We start from the raw sequence: 394 nt of genomic DNA on the forward strand, positions 1-394 counted from the left end.
TGAGTAAAATTTGCACCAAAATTTAAGGCTCTTTCCGGTCGTAATTGTTCTGTAAAAACTATATCTCTTGAGCTAACCAGCAAGCCGATGTTTTCACTAAACAGATTTACGGTTCTCCATCCGGTACCTACGGATGACCTGAAGGTTGAACCTTCTTTTGTTTCATATTTAAGCAAAGTTCTTGGGGTAATATAAGTGCCGAACTGATTATGAAAATCTGCACGGATGCCGGTAATCCAAACCAACTTATCACCCTTCCAGTTAAATATGTTTTCTGCAAAAATGCCAGGGATATTTTCAGTTCTTTTATACTTACCTGCAAAGGTTCTGTTTAATGGATTTGCTGTAAAAAAAATATCCTCATTCAAAGAAAGATGCCTGTAACTTATACCTG

1 protein-coding gene is annotated in these 394 nt (G+C 36.8%); it reads right to left on the bottom strand.

From position 1 onward, the window contains the following. Positions 1 to 394, bottom strand: a 394-nt coding sequence (locus E3E25_RS11445) for a TonB-dependent receptor domain-containing protein (protein WP_206204742.1), incomplete at both ends; no start/stop codon positions are given.

It is taken from the genome of Thermococcus sp. MAR1, assembly GCF_012027305.1.
In the GTDB taxonomy this organism is placed as follows: Archaea; Methanobacteriota_B; Thermococci; order Thermococcales; family Thermococcaceae; genus Thermococcus.